A 14,755-nucleotide genomic window follows, 5' to 3' on the forward strand; every position below is an offset into this window, starting at 1 on the left:
TTTTTTTTTGGTCTAGTTTATGGGGTGCATTATAATTTTTGTATTCTTTAACTACAACTTCAAATGTTGCTGAACTAAACACTCCGTGCTTATAATATCCATCGCTTTCGATTAAATTAGTGTCTTCAAATCTTCTTTCATCTATCACTTTAGTAATTGTACTCATTCTACTAAACTTTTTAGCATCAGCTTTACATCTATCATCGCAAAATTGTGCCCTGCATACAGGAGAATATAGCTCTGTTATGCTTCTCTCAAGCTTTGTCGTAATACCTCTAATTTCAGCGATAAACCTCCCACTATTTAATGTTACTTTACCAAAAGTTCCTGCATGCAAATTCATAATTCCCTGACTCAAATCTTTATAATTCACAAGAAATATTTCAATATTTGCAAAGTCATACCTTCCTGATAAAACATCTTTTTCTTTAATATCGGCACTATTTAATATTCCTTCAATTTCTAGATTATCAGTTCTCAAATCGCTATTTAATATTATGCTACTAGCTGTAAACCCACTTGAAGATTTATAGAGTATATTATTGACATTTAAATCTTCGTCATAGTCGGTAAATCCCATTACTTTCCCACCTACAAGTGTTAATTTCCAGCAAGTAGCGATGGTAAGTAATTCTCCAGCTAAATGGTTTTTTAATTTGGTTTGCATAGTTGCCTCTTATAAATAATGGCATACCTGCATTTAGCTACACTTGTTTTTTCAAATCTCTATAAAAATTTTCGTGTGGAGCAAATGCAAGAAGTGTTAATATGTTATTTTGTTCGTTGTGAATATAGGCTAATAATGTCAGTTGATTAAAAATAGAGAATTTATACACGCGAACACCTGCAAGATCGCCTTACTTTAGCTCTCCAATATATAGGTTACCTTGAATTTGTTTGATGGCTTCTTCAAGTTTGGGTAGTTGATTATTGTGCAGCTTCTTCATTGACCGCTTAAAAGTGTTGGTGAGAAGAATCTTCAAAATTTTGTGGACTTATACTCCTCAACATTACCTGACTTGATATCCTCAATGCCTGAAAGGATTTCTTTGATGATGTTATAGCTGAGCTCAGGGTTATCTTCAACAATCTGACCAATCTTAGCCCAATGCTCGATTTGTTGCGGTACAGAACGATTTTGCAATATGGAATGAGACTGCACTATTTTCTCGAACTCCCCATCAAGATTTACTGTTATACTCATTAGATTATTACTTCCTAGTTTTAGCTATTATATCATATATTGGAAATTTTTTCAACATTTTGAAAGTGCATAGTGAAAACACACACCACATTCAAGCTGTGGTGTGTATTGTTAAATAACTAGAAAGAAAACTTCACACCAGTGAGTAGAAGAATTCCTGTATTAGAAGGTACCTCAGCATCTTTTTGATCTCTCAGCGCACTTTTTTCATCAGTCATAAAATAATGTAAGGCTGCATAAGGAACAAATTTGCTCTTATTGCAAGAAGATAGATCATACTGAACACCAAGTGCAATATCATGAAGCATATCTTTATCATTCATTGTACTGCCAAAGTATGTCAAGCTTGTATAGATATTATCATATTGATAACCAGCACCTGCAGTCCAATACATGGTATTGTTATCATTAAATTGCTTTAAGCCATTTTTTCTAGCAATATCAGTAGTCTCTTTATATTCTTTTGAAGCAAGGTCGAGTTCCTTGATACTCTTAGGTTGACCAGATTTGCCTAAATATGCAAAAGAAGCAGCGAATTTTACACTTTGATCTTCATCAATCTTATAATCAGCGCTTGCACCCAAATTAATGCCTGCCAGATTATTGTATTCTATGAACTCATTATAAAGGTGCTTATCTTTACTCGGTTGCTTTGAAAACCCATATTCACCAACTACGGAAGTTTTAACTTTTACATTATGTTTACTAAAGTCATATTCATATGATGCACCAGCACTTATTATATGCTCGTAATCTGGTCCAACATGTCTTAACGTTTCCTTATGCTTTACCTCATCTTGCTTTTGAGCATTTTTAGAAAGAACTGAATCTATTTCTTTTACAACGGATAAACCACTATCATAGCGAGGTGAGTAGCTAAGACCAAATCTTGCACCCATATAATTTGGTGAGTAGTAAGCAGCTCTAAACGGCAATGTGGTCATAACGTCTTTGTTGTATTTTCCTGCCATACGGAAGGAGAGTTTTTCGCTCTCGCTCGAGAAGCTTTCAGTGTAAAGACGTGGTGTTACGTAAAATGGGAAGTTTGCAGCACTTCCTTCTAAGTTTACTTTTCTGAACCAATCACTATCTGCAGCTCCATCAACAGTTGCAATTCTTGTTGCATCAAGTCTCATCAGAGACTCAGGACCAAACTGATAGCCAAGTTTCAGATCACCATATTTTGAATTCAAAAACACATGTGCACTTCTACCTCTTGCAGCATTCACGCCTTGTGATGCTCCTTTACCTTCAGTAACTGGAACATGGAATTGTACATCGGCACCATAACGAAGACCAATATCCTCATTTTTATTTTCAGCTCTTAAGTGCAATATTGCATCTGAAATCATGCCCATGTTTTCACTGTAATCACCAATATTCCCTATCCCTTTAGGAAATATTGGATTTGCTCCTTTTATACTATCTGGAGTATTGTTAAAATAATCTGTAGATTTACCTGGCATAACATTATAATGGTTATAGCCACTTAGCCCATGGTTACCATAACCTTGAGAATCAACAACGCCACCGAAAGTTATTCTTAAACCATCCCCTTGATTGGTATTGATAATATCAACCCCACCAACTGAAACAACAGGACTTGCCTTACCTTTTTCCTCTGTATTGCTGTTAACAACTTTTACATCCTTTTTTATATCTTTAGCTTCAATTTTAGCATTCTTAGTTTTAGAACCCTTAATTTTTGACTTTTCTACATTAGAATTTTTAGCGCTTAGAGCTTTCGCCTTTGAATCCTCTATAAGCTTTGCTTTTTTCTCTTTTGCTAGCCTAATTTCATCTTTTTTCTTTTGTTTTGCTACTAATTTTAACTCTTCTTTTTTCTTCTTTTGTTCAGCTGCTAATTTTAACTCCTCTTTTTTCTTCTGCTCAGCTGCTAATCTTAGTTCTTCTTTTTTCTTAAGCTCCTCGGCTTTTTTTCTTGGATCAGCATTACATATCCTGTCCATTTTTTCTTTTAGTTTCTTATTTGACGTCTTCATCACTTCCATCTTTCCAGAAGTTTTGATTGACTCGTTACTCTCTTGCTTTTTTACTTCCTTCATACTCTCGTCAGAAAAGTCAGCAGCAAAGCCACTGAAAGAACATAAAGTCAATAGAGAAGCTAGAGCAGTTCTAGTATAAATAGATTTTTTCATGAAGTGCCCCCAAAAAATTTTAAAATCATAACATAAATAGTATAAAGGTGTTGAAAATCCAACTTAAAGCAACCTTATAGCGAAAATAAAAGTAAAATGCAATACTTTAAAAGCAACTTTCTTAATACGCTCAACGTGTATATTAACCAAAATTTAGTACAGAGGTTTGCTTGTTAGTGTATTATAACTCTATACTTATTCTATGGAAGTAAAATTTACTCAAAGTAAAAGCATAAAAAGATTAAATTATTAATATAAATTGTTGACAATAATATTAATTTGTATTACAGTTGGTAGATTATTGTTTTATTTTTGACAGATTGGGGTACTTATGGATTTTAGTTTTTTACGCAATTGGTTTAGCACTACAGGTGCTGCTACAGGCTCAGAGCCAGGTAATACTGAACAGCCAGACTCTATCTCAGTAGATGATGGCAAATACGAGATGAAAGAATATGACGATGAATTTGAGATCATTGAAGATTATGAATTTATAAATCGTGCTGATCCAAATGAGCCATGTTCTTTACCTTCTGACTATAAAATAGATGAAAGTATTGTAAAAATTGCAGGATTTGATAGAGAGAAATTATTAGAAATGGGTAATTTCTGCAAGATAAGCTATGGCGATGATGATGGTAAATTAAGTAAAAAAAGATGTAACAACCTAGCTCAAAGAGCGTACAAAACTGAATTTGAAATTGTAGAAGATTTTGAAATTGTTCCATCTACTGAAAAAATGTATAAAACTAGAGCTGAACTCATCAGCGAAGGTTATGAAATTATTCCATTTGGTAATAGCTTTGAAAAAGATGCTGGTCACGTTTTTATAAAAGGCAAAGAAATAACAATAGCTTACCATGGTACTCGTCTGAGCCAGAGTTTTAATGATGGAATTACTGATATAAATGTACTTTTTGCTACTTCGGAATTTTTACCTGAAGGTGGAAGAATTCATTGTGGTTTCTATAATTCATTTATGGATTCATGGCCTAATCTGTATGGCATTTTGAAATCTCATGCTGAAAAACAGGGATCAGAAATCAAGGATTTTAAAATTAATCTCACAGGTCACAGTATGGGAGGAGCTATTGCTAAGATAGCTGCTTTATGCCTCAATAAAACAGAAGGAGCTGAAGATGTTCATGTTGCAACTTTTGGTGATCCACGAGTTTTTGATCTTACTGCTAGTGAATTTTATAATGATGTTCTTCAAGAAAAAACCATTAGAGTAACTCAACATAGACAAGACCCAGTACCAGCGGTATCACCTGGTATTTGTGGTTATGCTCATGTAGGTGCACAATTGAGAATATCAGTACCTGAAGGATATTTTGTTCATCAAATAGATGGTTATCATGAAGCCATTAAAATAATGGATGAAAAGGATTTCCGATCGAACAATAACGTTTCTCTCTTTTATTACCCTTCGAGAATATTAAGTCGAATTAACTGTGCAGTTTTAGGTAATGCTCAATATTATGCTGCTAATTTAGGTGATTATATTCTTAGTGGACAAAATTTTTTCGAGAAAGTAAAAAAGGAATACCAAGATAAAAACTTAGAAAATTTTTCTAAGCTTGAACAAGCAGAAGTTAAGCAAAGGGCACATCAAAATGTCTTTTCTACTACAAGGAGTTTATAACTACTATACAGAGCAATCATTAGATTGCTCTGTAGCATCTATTCATTTAAATTCAATATAAAAATTTTCACCAGAAGTTATTTTCCATTCTTCTTTAAATTTCTTTAGGTGTTCTTTTTTTTCGCATTCTAAAAGCAGTTCTTCTATGCTCTTATTATAGCTTTCTGTAGTAATTCTTCCTTGATGATGCATAAACCTCAAATAAATCAAATAAGTGTTAATCACATCTGTTTCACAATAATCGCGAATCTCTTGTATTTTGCCACTATCATATAAGTCCATAACTTGTGAACCATCAACTCCAATCTTACCGGGAAGATTGAATGCTGCGCAAACTTCGTTCATCTTCATTCTTGCAGAAGCTCCAAAATCAGAGAGAGATTCAAGCAAATCACAATGCCAATCACTACTGTACCTCTGATTGTAACTATTCCACTTATCGCCAGCTTTGTGAAAATATTCTGCTTGAATGCCATGAACCATAGCACGGTACTTCAGTACCGGTATATCAAAAGTGCGTCCATTGAACGAAACTAGTCTTGGCTTTTTCTCTGATATGTAGTTAAAAAATCCCTTTACTAGCTCTTTTTCATTGGAGTTTACTGTGCCTCCAGATCTTATTTCTTGTAGTGTGAACATTTCATAACCGCTCTGGCGTGTTATATTACAAAGTAAAAAACTAATGACTACAACAAGGTGGAAGGGCTGACGCAGAAAAGAGTTTTGCCCGTTTGTTATTTCAAGATGATATTTTGTTAATGCGTTCCTCTTTTCTTCTACACTGCTATCATCACTAATATTTAGTAAATTCTTGCAGGAATTTACATCTGGTATAGTTTCAATATCAAATACTAACAAAGAATTAAGCATTACTTATATATTCCTCAGGGCGATCAGTCCAAGGTCGCACTTTTACGAACAAAAAGAGATGAACTTTACACTCAAATAACTTTTCCAATTCTGTACGCGCCTCGATATTAATTTTTTTTATGCTACTGCCGTCTTTTCCTAGCACTATTTTCTTATGATTATCTTTCAATACAAATATGATCTGTTTTATGACTAAACTCTTATCTTTTTTTTCCTCAAATTGTTCAGTTATAACAGCTGTAGAGTATGGCAATTCTTCACGTAGGTTCAAGAATAACTTCTCTCTTGTAATTTCTGCTGATAAAAAATCAGCTGAGGAATCGGTTACTTGATCTTTTTCATAGAACCAAGGGCTTATCGGTGCAATTTCAGATAAGTAATTCATCAAATTAGAAAGTCCATCATTCTTCAGTGCCGATATCGTAAAAATTTTTTCAAACTTATAAAGCAAATTTAGGTGCTCATGTGCCATCTTGAGCTCTGATTTCTTTACTAAATCAGTTTTATTGATAACCAAAATGCATCTGCCTTTTGTGCGCTCCAGTCGTGCAAATATCGTTTTTATTCTTTCTATATTTTTTAGGTAATTGTTTACATCAACAAGCAACAAAGTAATGTCACTATCCTTAACTGCTCCCCATGCAGATTTGACTAAAGCTTTTTCAAGATTTGTTTCTGCTGAAAACACTCCTGGAGAGTCAGTAAAAACAATTTGCGCATTGTTGCATATAGCAACACCCCTTACCTGCGTCCTTGTTGTCTGCACTTTAGGGGTGACAATTGCAATTTTCTTGCCTACGATGCTGTTAATTAGCGTTGACTTTCCAGCATTTGGCAAACCAGCTATCGTTACAAATAAGCATTTTTCTTCTTTCACAAAGGAAATTATAAAGAAAACTAAACGTTAACGTCAATTGATTATTTTGCAGGTAGATTGCTCTCTTCTCCTTTTGAAGAAAAACATTCAACTATAGGTGATATAATATACTCATTCACTTTTTTATGTATTGGTTGTATAAGTTGTATAATATGATGTGTTGCAAATATCCCCGCGAAGAATGCTATGGGCGCTATTATTGGACCTGCTAAAGCTACAGATTCCATTTCAAGCATTGCACCAGGGAAAATAGCAGTTGCAGCTGCAGCAAGACCAACTCTAATTGCAACAAGACCAACTCCAATTGCAGCACTTGCAAGTGTGACAATACCAAAAAAGATAGGCAAACCTCTATCACGCCCTTCAATATGATATTTTTTGCAAAATTTGTATAGTAGTATCCCCGCATACAGAACTGTAAACAATGCTGGAGTGATAGAACTAATAATTACACCAATTACCAATTGTGATAGAGTTGTAAAATTGAGCGCTAAGCCTGTAAGTCCTCCTATTGTTGCTCCTATGCTTAAAACTGTTAAATAGTTATCTAAGTGGGAAAAGTCGCCTCTCCCCACTCGACTTCAGAACCGTACGTGAGACTTTCGCCTCATACGGCTCCTCTATAATTTGGTGCTTGTCATGCACACTTTCTATGTAATTCATCGTGACAATGTCCATGTAACAAGGATAAATTCTTTTTCATATTATTACGTCTGTTTCGGTCAATATGATGTGTTTCTAAGATATCATCATTTTTAAACCAAAGTTGACAATGACCACATTTACCTTGTTGTAACTTCAACAATTTTATTACTCTTGGTAGTTTATCTGGTATCTTCCTTAAACGATTACCCCAATAAACCCAATCGCCATCATATAGAGACTTGGTTCCTTTCACTTTGACATGCCTTTTAATAGCATGATCTCCGTGCTTAATAAGAAGAACTTTGTTATTTGTCATAAATCGCCAATTATCGTTTTTATACTTTTTAAAGTATTTATTTTTAATCCAGTATTTTCCTTTGGTTGGGTGCCTGTAGACTGCCCACTTCCAGATGTTTCTAAACATTACACTGTCAATAAACCTAAAGGTCTTGTTTGACACAACCGAAGAATAATATTTGCTCCACCCTCTAGTAATTGGGTTAAGCTGTCTTATTACTGTTTCTTGTGTTGATCCTCTTAATCCTCTAATCTTATGTTTTATAGTGAGTGTATGCTGTTTTCTGGATTCACGACTTGGTTTGACTAATAATTTATAACCCCTCTTATTATTTTTCGTAGAGTAATGCCTTATTGAGAAACCAAGAAAATTAAATCCTGGCTTTTCTCCATTTTGAGTATGAGAAATCTTTGTTTTTGAAGGTTTCAATTCTAGTCCAATGGTTTTGAGCCATTCTTCAACTATCATTTTTGCCTTCAGAATGATTTCCTTACTCTCATGTATGATGTAAAGTCATCTGCGTAGAAAATTACACTTAATGAGCTTTTTGCTTCTCTACTGCTTGCAACACCACATTTCATCTTCCTATATTGAAGAAGTTCACTCCATAACGTTTCTTTGATATATTGTTCTAATCCATTTAATGCAACACAAGCAAGTAACGGTGAGATCGTCCCTCCTTGAATTGTACCACGTTTTGTGGATTCAAATTTTCTGTTTTCCATTACTCCAGCTCTTAACCATCCTTTTATAATTCTTCTAAAGGTTGGTGTAGTGTTAAGTTTTTCCAACAGAGCATTTTGATTAATATTATCAAAACATCCAGAAATATCAGCATCTAAACAGTACGCTGTTTTCCAATTCAGTGAATTAAATATGGCTTCAATAGCATCATGACATGACCTACCAGGTCTAAAACCATACATGTTCGGTTCAAATCCTACCTCCCACTCTGGCTCTAGTGCCATTTTCATAAGTGTTTCTTTTGCCCTATCTGAGATAGTAAGTATACCAAGAGGGCGATATTCTATTGGTTTTCCAGGTTTTGGAATCCAAACACGTTTTGATGGTTTCGCTTTTTCTCTAACATTTAAAGAATATGCTAATTGCAATCTTTCTTTATGATTAAGATTTGCTTTTCCATCAATACCTGCAGTTTTCTTCCCTCTGTTATCTTGAGTTACTTTTCTGACAGCAAGTAGTTTTGCACTTATTGAATTGAGTAATAATCTTTGAAGTTTATGTACCTTCTTCTTATCATTACATATTGCAGCTTGGTAAATTCGCTTTTGTAGCTTAAATACAAATTTCTCAACTTTACGCCAAGGAATTGTATTCCATTCATACCTAACAAATTGTTGGTCTATAACATATTTACTACTATTCACAACTTTACCCTCCAAATTATAGTGTCCACGTCTGCATATCCCAAATATTACTTTGGGCATTAGCTTCTTGGACAATCCCTCCAATGTAAGTGCTTATGGCTGGCTGCCTACTTACATTCAAATGAATATAAGAGCACCTATATGGTTATCCCGTTTCACGATTTTGTTTCGTGTTAGACTTAGGTTCTTACTTTTTACCGGAAGCTGAGAACATCTATAATCAAAGACATCTAACTTTAATTCCTCGTATGCTTCATACCATTTTGGTCTATGCGTAAAACAACCTTAATTTCGCATATTCAATATAACGACAATTCAATCATAAGTTTCTCTCGTAACCATATCTAACTCTGTTTGCAGGAGTTTGCTATAAGGTTTAGCATTACCTGCTTTTATCTCATGCTTGCATCCTAAAGGTTGCCATTCTTTAAAATGTGAGACATACATTATCCCTGATGTCTAGGGAAGATGGAATCTAACCATCACAAAATCGCAACTTCGGGTCGCACGAATATATCATTATCTTTTTCCATATAATCTCCTTAAATATAAATTTCTAAAAAACTTTTCTAGTATAGCTAAATTTCTTAGATAGATAAATTAATTTTTTTATGTGATTAAAACTCAAAGAGCGGGAGAAGGGGTTCGAACCCTCGACCTCAACCTTGGCAAGGTTGCGCTCTACCAACTGAGCCACTCCCGCAATGAAAATTTACTTATTCTTATTATAGATGCATATCATAATTTGTAAACCCTACATACATGAAAATCATGAGAGCCAATTTTCTATGATCTTTTCGTATACTTAAAACTCATTTTTGATTATTGTATGTGTCATAAAACATATTAAATTTATGAGAATATTTATATATAAAGACGACCTGCCAGCCAGTGCAATACCGAATGATATAAAATCTATAGCTGTTGATACAGAGGCAATGGGGCTACTTCATGGTAGAGACAGATTATGCCTTGTGCAGCTCTCTTTTGATGATGGCAACGCTCATTTGATTCAATTTAAAAACGATTATACAGCTCCAAATTTGAGAAAAATATTAGAGGATAAAAATATAACCAAAATATTTCACTTTGCGCGGTTTGATGTAAGTATAATACATTATTATTTAAAAACCTGGGCACTGCCTTGCTATTGCACGAAAATAGCCTCACGTTTAGTTCGCACTTATACAGATAGTCATAGCTTAAAAGAGTTGTGCTTAGAACTACTTGATATAAAATTAAATAAGCAACAACAATCTTCTGATTGGGGAAATGAAAATTTAACAGACAAGCAAAAAAGTTATGCTGCATCTGATGTTTTATATCTCCATAGAATAAAGGAAAAGCTAGACTCAATGCTGGAACGTGAAAACAGAAAAGAGTTGGCCCAAAAGTGCTTTGAATTTCTTTCTACTCGTATTGAGCTAGACTTAATGGGTTGGGGAAACGTGGATATCTTTAACCATCAGATGTAATCACTTCACTTGAATCCAGAAAAATTTAGTTGATCAGCTGCTAATTGATACGCTATATTTATAAAAATTTAGGTATTTTATGAGTGATGATATTAAAGTGGTAAATGATCAAAATTTCAAATCTGAGGTTGCTGACTATAAAGGGTTTGTGCTGGTAGATTTTTGGGCAGAATGGTGCGGGCCATGCAAAAGTCTGATGCCACGTATTGAGCAATTAGCCAAGGATAGAAAAGACAAGATCAAAATCTGTAAGTTTGACATAGATGGAGAAACAGAAATACCAAGTAAGTATGGGATTCAATCTATACCTACTTTGATTATATTTCAAGATGGTAAGGAAATTGCACGTAAAATTGGTGCACCAAATGATTTGCAAAGTTGGGTTGATAGTGAAATAAGCGAGTAGACAAATTTCCTTTTGTGTGTATTATAAGTGTTGATAAAAGGGATTGTAGCTCAGTCGGTTAGAGCAGTTCGCTCATAACGAATTGGTCGTAGGTTCGAGTCCTACCAATCCCACCACTATCGATACAATTGCAAGGTCTACTTTCTTGGATAAGCTTTTTGCCTTATTAAAGTACTTGGTTGTTAGTGTTTGAAAAATCCATGATATTAGATTCCTTGCATAACTGGAATTCAAAAATTCCAGCGCGGTTTTCTTATTGGATCTCAGCTGGGATGACGCCTGGTTATGAAAGAAATCTATTGTCAAAAAAAATTACTTCCGCGTATTTTGAATCTAATTATAATTGCGATTAAAGATATTTTAAGAGCTCAAATTTGTCTGCAGATTTTCAATTAACTTTTCAATAAAAAACGTAGCGTATCTTTTTCAGTGTATGTAGGTGCACACACATACTTAATTTCTGTCGTATGTGCGCTACCAAATCTTTTTATACAGGAGGATTTTATGTCCAGAATTCCAGATACTTGACCTTTACTTTAGCTAATAAAAATCAATGGGCGCCTATGGTTTTTATAAAGAAAGTGTAGGAAATAACCAAAAACTATTTCCAGGCATAAGTTTGCTATGCATACCTAAAAAGTAATGATATTAGCATAATGTTCATATTTGTATGCTAACATTAACATTATTTAAATTGAAGAATATTATGGAACAACAAGCATCAAACAAAGAGAAAGGGATTGAATTTAGATATAATCAATGTAAGGAGAAATGCCATTCCTACAAAACAAAACGGACAGACCAAGAATGACTAGATAAATGCTATGAGAAGTACGTTTCTAAACTTTATCCACAAATTAGTGAGAAATTATTAGCTAGTGAAAACAATCTCTATGATGAAAGCGAAAAATTATTGCTTATAGCAAATGAAATACACAATCAAGATGCAATGTTTTTTTAATCACAAAAGAAACACTTATTTCAATATTTGAAGAGATGTTAGCTTTTTAGATATACTCTGACTTATTGAATAATTCTTTAAATTGGTAAAATACTGTTTCTTTTCCTCTATTTCTTTTTCACTATTCTTTCCACATATCGCTTCTGTTTTTATCTCTGGTTGTTTCTCTTGATTGAGAGAGCCCTTCTTTTCAAAATAATTATCTGTGAATTCTAAAAAGAGTGAAATTAGCTCAGGAAGAGTGTATTTGTGTTCACTTGATGAGCACAATTCTGTAATCGGAAAAAAGTGAATATCATCTGCCTTAATAGGTAGTAACGATAGAAACTTATTCCAGCATTTTCTCATTATTCCAACTTCAGATTCAAGGTTTTTTATTTTAGCTAAATCGGTATGCTCCATGAAAAACTCTTTGTATTGCTCAAAACCTTCAAAAGCTTCTTTTTTTTGATAGTTTTTTTTCCTATGACTTTTTTCTATATCAGAAATTTTAGTACCTATATTTGCCTGCTTACTAATAAAGCCATCGTTCTCTAGATTAAAACAAATTGTGTATGGAGTAATATCGTTTACTATTGTATGTGGCTTAAAGTGCCAACCAAAGCATTTGAGTATGAATTTTATTATAGGAGGAAATAGCCATTTAGGTTTTGATATGTGTAGTAATTTCACTACAAGTTTTTTGAATGAGCTAAAGGATTTATTGATAATGCATCTTAAATGAACATTGTCATCTTTTTTAAACTTTTTATAAACCTCTGCAGCTATTGGTCCTCCAGCGCAGCTTCCATATAATACTATATTATCTGGGTAAATGCCTTGCTTTAGAAGATCTGAAATGACTGCAATTCCTGCATTTACTCGATTTTGACCGTTTAAAGAATGACCTTTGCTTTTTCCAGAACCAGGAAAATTAATAAGGTGAACATCCATACCTGCTTCAGCTGCCCAATTCCATTCACTTTTGTCTTCATCTGGCTCTTTTTCAAAAGTATATGTAAGTCCTGGAAAGTAAACTATATGCTTTTTCTTTCTGCTATCTGCACTGCTCTTCGAGTTTGACATCACTATCTTTTGAATTCGCATTCCATTTTGAACTTCTACGAACTCTTCCCTAATTTTTATTGTATTTTCTTCTATTACTTTCATTTTGCGTTTTTCACTATATTGATTTAATAATACATGAAATTTTAGAAAAAATCAATTTTTACTAAAAAATTAACCAATAACGCATCTATCTTTGTATTTATTGGAATTAAGGTAGTAATGAGAAATGTCTCTTGACATTTGATAAACCTAAACGTAGCCTAAAATAATTTAGTGTTTATTTATGACATTTGTTCAATCACTTAATAATCAATTAGATAGTTTACACTTATTAAAACACCCGTTTTACGAGTCATGGAATGAAGGTAGCTTAAGCCTGCAGGCTCTGCAAACCTATGCTAAGGAATATTATCACCATGTTGCTGCTTTTCCTCGTTATATCAGCGGTATACATTCCTTGTGTCCGAATTTGAAAATGCGGCAAGTTTTACTTGGTAATTTAATAGAGGAAGAACAAGGCGACGAGAATCACCCAGAATTATGGCAGCGTTTTGCTGAAGGACTGGGAGTAGCACGTTCAGAACTTTGTGAAAATGAACAAATTAAGGAGACACGAGAATTAGTTGATGGTTATTTTGACATTGTAAAATCAGATTTTGCAGCAGGTCTTGGAGCTCTGTACGCTTATGAACGTCAAACTCCAGAGGTTTCTAAGTCTAAAATTGAAGGTCTGAAAAAACACTATTCAATAAATGATGAGCGTTCTCTCAAATTTTTTACCGTTCATATGGAAGCTGATGAGTGGCATTCTGAGGAATGTGCAAACCTTATTGCAGATTTAAGCGAAGAAGAGCAAGAGAAAGTCATACAAGGCGCTAAAAAAGGAGCAAAACTCTTATGGGGTTTTCTTGACGGCATGCTGAATGTTAACGTTTGCCATTAATTATAAGTAGATACTAAATTCAGTGGTAGCATGTAATCTTCTTATATCTGATCTGCGGCTTTGGGTTCATTTAGGATGTAGTGCAGAAGAGAAGTTTTCTCCCCAATTGGTGAGTATTGACGTTGATGTCACTTTTAGATCTCCTCCTTTAGGACTTACAACTGATCAACTTAAGGATACTATCTGCTATTTGGAGGTAGTGCAGAATATTCAATCTCTTGTTCAGAGCAAGCAATTTAATTTAATCGAACATTTAACTCATGAGATATACAGAGCCATTAATAACCTTTTGCTGCGAAAGAAGCATATTATTTCTTCTGTCAAGGTGACTACTCATAAAACTGCACCACCAGTTCCTGGTGTGCATGGGGGCGTTTTTTTTACTTACTGTAATGAATTGCAAGAATGATCTATATTTCTATTGGTTCAAATATAGGGAATCGCCTTTCCCATTTACGAAAGGCTACTGAGTTACTAAAGAAGCGCTATTTAAAAGACTTAAAGTCTTCAATCATTCTAGAAACTAAGGCTATTTTACCAAAAGGTGCTCCACCTGATTGGAACAAGCCATTTCTCAACATGATTGTCTATGGAAGTTGTTCTTCTTCTCCTGAGGAGCTACTAAAAGGCTTAAAACAAATCGAATGTGATATTGGTCGTCCACAAGTCTACGAAAAATGGGCACCTCGTGTTATTGATTTAGATGTTTTGTTATGGGATGATCTAACGCTTGATATACCTGACCTTAAAATTCCTCACCCAGAATTAGTAAATAGACCATTTTTGCTCCATATAATGCACCCATTTGTCTAGACCATTTTTTTCAAAGTGATCCGA

The 14,755-nt window shown here is 34.0% G+C and carries 16 protein-coding genes, 2 tRNA genes and 1 pseudogene; 7 read left to right on the plus strand and 12 right to left on the minus strand.

Annotated elements, in window-relative coordinates; genetic code table 11:
* The 4 genes and pseudogenes from LB100_RS05395 to LB100_RS05410 form a co-directional block, all read right to left on the minus strand.
* The coding region (locus LB100_RS05395) for a DUF2163 domain-containing protein (protein WP_456201653.1) at positions 1–667 on the minus strand (667 nt) is incomplete at its 3' end.
* A gap of 37 nt (positions 668–704) precedes the next feature.
* Positions 705–845: pseudogene (locus LB100_RS05400) on the minus strand (type II toxin-antitoxin system RelE/ParE family toxin); the annotation flags it as partial.
* Positions 846–979: 134 nt separating this feature from the next.
* Complete coding sequence (locus tag LB100_RS05405) at positions 980–1,204, minus strand: ParD-like family protein (RefSeq protein WP_226079579.1); 225 nt, start codon at positions 1,202–1,204, stop codon at positions 980–982.
* Between the two features lie 119 nt (positions 1,205–1,323).
* On the minus strand, positions 1,324–3,363 hold the full coding sequence (locus LB100_RS05410; RefSeq protein ID WP_456201654.1) for a WD0745 family porin: 2,040 nt from the start codon (positions 3,361–3,363) through the stop codon (positions 1,324–1,326).
* Positions 3,364–3,694: 331 nt separating this feature from the next.
* On the opposite strand from LB100_RS05410, the gene LB100_RS05415 reads away from it, so the two are divergent.
* The gene (locus tag LB100_RS05415) at positions 3,695–5,008 is read left to right on the plus strand and encodes a lipase family protein (RefSeq protein WP_456201655.1); all 1,314 of its coding nucleotides are present in this window, start codon (positions 3,695–3,697) and stop codon (positions 5,006–5,008) included.
* Between the two features lie 42 nt (positions 5,009–5,050).
* On the opposite strand, the gene LB100_RS05420 is transcribed toward LB100_RS05415, so the two are convergent.
* The 7 genes from LB100_RS05420 to LB100_RS05450 form a co-directional block, all read right to left on the minus strand.
* Positions 5,051–5,878: a 3'-5' exonuclease gene (locus LB100_RS05420; protein WP_019236725.1), complete on the minus strand. Its 828-nt coding sequence runs from the start codon at positions 5,876–5,878 to the stop codon at positions 5,051–5,053.
* The gene (gene era, locus LB100_RS05425; RefSeq protein ID WP_017532191.1) at positions 5,871–6,755 is read right to left on the minus strand and encodes a GTPase Era; all 885 of its coding nucleotides are present in this window, start codon (positions 6,753–6,755) and stop codon (positions 5,871–5,873) included. The genes LB100_RS05420 and era overlap by 8 nt, the downstream gene beginning before the upstream one ends.
* 41 nt (positions 6,756–6,796) lie before the next feature.
* Positions 6,797–7,330: a hypothetical protein gene (locus tag LB100_RS05430; RefSeq protein ID WP_456201656.1), complete on the minus strand. Its 534-nt coding sequence runs from the start codon at positions 7,328–7,330 to the stop codon at positions 6,797–6,799.
* Positions 7,331–7,392: 62 nt separating this feature from the next.
* Positions 7,393–8,166 carry a group II intron maturase-specific domain-containing protein gene (locus tag LB100_RS05435; RefSeq protein WP_456201643.1) on the minus strand — a complete coding sequence of 258 codons (774 nt, stop codon included), beginning with the start codon at positions 8,164–8,166 and terminating at the stop codon, positions 7,393–7,395.
* An 8-nt stretch (positions 8,167–8,174) separates the two neighbouring features.
* Positions 8,175–9,146 carry a reverse transcriptase N-terminal domain-containing protein gene (locus LB100_RS05440; protein WP_456201642.1) on the minus strand — a complete coding sequence of 324 codons (972 nt, stop codon included), beginning with the start codon at positions 9,144–9,146 and terminating at the stop codon, positions 8,175–8,177.
* Between the two features lie 255 nt (positions 9,147–9,401).
* Positions 9,402–9,533, minus strand: coding sequence for a hypothetical protein (locus LB100_RS05445; protein WP_255521118.1), 132 nt, complete (start codon positions 9,531–9,533; stop codon positions 9,402–9,404).
* Positions 9,534–9,716: 183 nt separating this feature from the next.
* Positions 9,717–9,789 (minus strand) — tRNA-Gly (locus tag LB100_RS05450).
* A 151-nt stretch (positions 9,790–9,940) separates the two neighbouring features.
* Between LB100_RS05450 and LB100_RS05455 the strand changes: the two genes are divergently transcribed.
* The 3 genes from LB100_RS05455 (at position 9,941) to LB100_RS05465 (ending at position 11,083) form a co-directional block, all read left to right on the plus strand.
* Complete coding sequence (locus LB100_RS05455; RefSeq protein ID WP_456201657.1) at positions 9,941–10,561, plus strand: ribonuclease D; 621 nt, start codon at positions 9,941–9,943, stop codon at positions 10,559–10,561.
* Positions 10,562–10,640: 79 nt separating this feature from the next.
* Positions 10,641–10,967 (plus strand): thioredoxin, encoded by a 327-nt coding sequence (gene trxA / locus LB100_RS05460; RefSeq protein WP_456201658.1) that lies wholly within the window; start codon positions 10,641–10,643, stop codon positions 10,965–10,967.
* 39 nt (positions 10,968–11,006) lie between these two features.
* A tRNA-Ile gene (locus tag LB100_RS05465) sits at positions 11,007–11,083 on the plus strand.
* An 860-nt stretch (positions 11,084–11,943) separates the two neighbouring features.
* Here LB100_RS05465 and LB100_RS05470 read toward each other — a convergent pair.
* Positions 11,944–13,077: an alpha/beta hydrolase family protein gene (locus tag LB100_RS05470; RefSeq protein ID WP_456201659.1), complete on the minus strand. Its 1,134-nt coding sequence runs from the start codon at positions 13,075–13,077 to the stop codon at positions 11,944–11,946.
* 181 nt (positions 13,078–13,258) lie between these two features.
* Here LB100_RS05470 and LB100_RS05475 point away from each other — a divergent pair, with 181 nt between their 5' ends.
* The 3 genes from LB100_RS05475 to folK are packed head-to-tail and all read left to right on the plus strand — an operon-like array spanning position 13,259 to position 14,731.
* Positions 13,259–13,918, plus strand: a complete 660-nt coding sequence (locus LB100_RS05475) for a CADD family putative folate metabolism protein (protein WP_341813484.1) — start codon at positions 13,259–13,261, stop codon at positions 13,916–13,918.
* A gap of 22 nt (positions 13,919–13,940) precedes the next feature.
* The gene (locus LB100_RS05480; protein ID WP_456201660.1) at positions 13,941–14,327 is read left to right on the plus strand and encodes a dihydroneopterin aldolase; all 387 of its coding nucleotides are present in this window, start codon (positions 13,941–13,943) and stop codon (positions 14,325–14,327) included.
* On the plus strand, positions 14,324–14,731 hold the full coding sequence (folK, locus tag LB100_RS05485) for a 2-amino-4-hydroxy-6-hydroxymethyldihydropteridine diphosphokinase (RefSeq protein ID WP_456201661.1): 408 nt from the start codon (positions 14,324–14,326) through the stop codon (positions 14,729–14,731). The genes LB100_RS05480 and folK overlap by 4 nt, the downstream gene beginning before the upstream one ends.
* Positions 14,732–14,755: the final 24 nt, after the last annotated feature.

This window comes from Wolbachia endosymbiont of Protocalliphora sialia, from assembly GCF_053891855.1.